Raw genomic sequence first — 2,641 nt, forward strand, 5'->3', positions numbered from 1 at the left:
CGGTTGCGAGATAGATGGTGTCAGCATCTTTGGCGAGCCGGCGCAGCTCTTCGATGACCTTTTCCTTGCCCGGGAGGATCTCGTACTTGGCTTTCCAGCCATGATCGGGATCGACACCCATGCGCGAGACCAGCTGCTTGCGCGCTTTCTCTTTCGGCGTGAGCACCGGACCTTCACCCGCGGCGGCCTTGCCGCGCTTGGCGGCTGGCTCTTTGCTGGCGCTAGCCGAACCGCTGGTGGGCAGGTCTCGGATATGGCCGATACTCGACTTCACCACGTATTGGTTACCCAGATACTTGTTGATGGTCTTGGCCTTAGCCGGGGATTCCACAATGACCAGCGATTTGCCCATGGATCAGAAAATTCCTGAATTCTAGAAGTGAAAGGCGGTTGGCGCCTGACGCGGCACCGCTATATATAGTGGCTACAAGGTGAGGTCAAGCGCAGGGTTTTGCGCGCACTCAGCTTATGGCTTGGAAAAAAGGCTCTCTTGGGCTTGCACCAAAGCAAAGCGTGGCACCTGTTCGCCGTCAACCTCGACCGACTCCAGGAACATGCTCAAGGGCCGCACCCAAAAGCCGTAATCGTCATACAGGGCTTGGTAAAAGACGACTTCTTCCTCGGTTTCCGAATGCTTCGCAACGCCGAACACTCGGTACTCCGGACCTTTGTAATGTCGGTAGATTCCAGGTTGTATCGGCATGGTTTGGCCCTCACTCAAATCTTTTCAAAATAAAAACAAAAATAAATCCGGAAAAACAAAAACCGGGGCACTTGGCCCCGGCTTCCGTCAACGAGACGCTTAAACGCGTTCGAAGACGGTGGAGATGCCTTGGCCGAGACCAATGCACATGGTGGCTACCCCGAAGGTGCCGCCATTTTGCTTCATCACGTTCAACAGAGTGCCGGAGATCCGCGCACCGGAGCAACCGAACGGGTGACCCAGGGCAATTGCGCCGCCGTGCAGGTTAACCTTCTCGTTCATCTTGTCGAGCACTTTCAAATCTTTCAGCACTGGCAGCGCCTGTGCGGCGAAAGCTTCGTTGAGCTCGAAGAAGTCGATATCGTTAATGCCAAGACCCGCGCGCTTCAGTGCTTTCTGGGTCGCCGGTACTGGACCATAACCCATAATTGCCGGATCCACACCGGCCACTGCCATCGAACGAATCACCGCCAGAGGCTGGATGCCCAGGTCCTGAGCACGTTGCGCCGACATCACGATCATGCACGAAGCACCGTCGGTGATCTGCGACGAAGTACCCGCTGTCACGGTGCCACCCTTTGGATTGAAAGCAGGCTTGAGAGCCGCCAGACTTTCCAGGGTAGTTTCCGGACGAATGGTTTCGTCGTAGTCGAACAGTTTCAGGAAACCGTTCTCGTCATAGCCCTGCATCGGGATGATTTCGTCTTTGAACTTGCCTTCCACGGTCGCCTTGTGGGCGAGTTGGTGGGAACGCACGCCGAAAGCGTCCTGTTGTTCGCGAGTGATGCCGTGCATTTTGCCGAGCATTTCCGCGGTCAGGCCCATCATGCCCGAGGCTTTCGCCGCGTACAGGGACATGTGCGGGTTCGGATCGACACCGTGCATCATGCTCACGTGGCCCATATGCTCGACGCCGCCGACGACGAACACGTCACCGTTACCGGTCATGATCGCTTGCGCAGCAGTGTGCAGGGCACTCATCGACGAGCCACACAGGCGGCTGACGGTCTGACCGGCAGCGGTGTGCGGGATCTGAGTCATCAGGGACGCCATGCGGGCGATGTTCCAGCCCTGCTCCAGGGTCTGGTTCACACAGCCCCAGATCACGTCTTCGACTTCGTTCGGGTCGACCTTGACGTTACGTTCCAGCAATTTGCTGATCAGGTGCGCCGACATGTCTTCGGCGCGGGTGTTGCGGTGCATGCCGCCCTTGGAGCGGCCCATCGGAGTACGACCGAAGTCGACAATCACGACGTCTCTAGGATTCAAGCTCATATAGTCACTCTCACTCTAGTTGGGGGCGCTTAACCGAAGAAGCTCTGGCCGTTTTTGGCCATTTCGCGCAGCTTCGCGGTCGGGTGGTACAGCGCGCCCAAATCAGCGTACTGGTCAGCCAGGGCAACGAACTCTGCCACACCGAGCGAATCGATGTAGCGCAGCGCACCGCCACGGAATGGAGGGAAACCAATACCGTAGACCAGGCCCATGTCGGCTTCGGCAGCGGTTTCGACGATGCCGTCTTCCAGGCAACGTACGGTTTCCAGGCAAAGCGGGATCATCATCCAGTTGATGATGTCTTCGTCGGTGACTTCGCGCTGTTCAAAAATGATTGGCTTGAGCACTTCCAGTACCGACGGATCGGCCACTTTCTTCTGCTTGCCCTTCTTGTCGGTCTCGTAGGCGTAGAAGCCCTTGCCGTTCTTCTGGCCCAGGCGCTTGGCTTCGTAAAGCACGTCGACAGCCGAACGACGGTCGTCTTTCATGCGGTCCGGGAAGCCTTCAGCCATCACGTCACGACCGTGGTGGCCGGTGTCGATGCCGACCACGTCCATCAGGTACGCCGGGCCCATTGGCCAGCCGAATTTTTCCATGACCTTGTCGATACGGACGAAGTCCACACCGGCGCTGACCAGCTTGGCGAAACCGCCGAAGTACGGG

General features: G+C 57.7%; 3 protein-coding genes and 1 pseudogene (1 of these 4 running past the window's edge). All 4 read right to left on the reverse strand.

Annotated elements, in window-relative coordinates:
* The coding region (locus ACIPL2_RS05265) for a toprim domain-containing protein (RefSeq protein ID WP_401353664.1) at nt 1–352 on the reverse strand (352 nt) is incomplete at its 3' end.
* Nucleotides 353–466: 114 nt separating this feature from the next.
* A complete protein-coding gene (locus ACIPL2_RS05270) occupies nt 467–703 on the reverse strand; it encodes a DUF1653 domain-containing protein (RefSeq protein WP_401353666.1) in 237 nt (78 codons plus the stop codon).
* A gap of 99 nt (nt 704–802) precedes the next feature.
* Nucleotides 803–1,978: an acetyl-CoA C-acyltransferase FadA gene (gene fadA / locus ACIPL2_RS05275; RefSeq protein ID WP_008028488.1), complete on the reverse strand. Its 1,176-nt coding sequence runs from the start codon at nt 1,976–1,978 to the stop codon at nt 803–805.
* A gap of 29 nt (nt 1,979–2,007) precedes the next feature.
* A pseudogene (fadB, locus tag ACIPL2_RS05280) lies at nt 2,008–2,641 on the reverse strand (fatty acid oxidation complex subunit alpha FadB); it runs 1,478 nt beyond the window's last position.

This window comes from Pseudomonas sp. NPDC086251, from assembly GCF_044746405.1.
GTDB lineage: Bacteria > Pseudomonadota > Gammaproteobacteria > Pseudomonadales > Pseudomonadaceae > Aquipseudomonas.

Coding starts and splice junctions, on each gene's coding strand:
- ACIPL2_RS05270 (WP_401353666.1), bottom strand. CDS start 703: ATGCCGATACAACCTGGAATCTACCGACATTACAAAGGTCCGGAGTAC.
- fadA (WP_008028488.1), bottom strand. CDS start 1,978: ATGAGCTTGAATCCTAGAGACGTCGTGATTGTCGACTTCGGTCGTACT.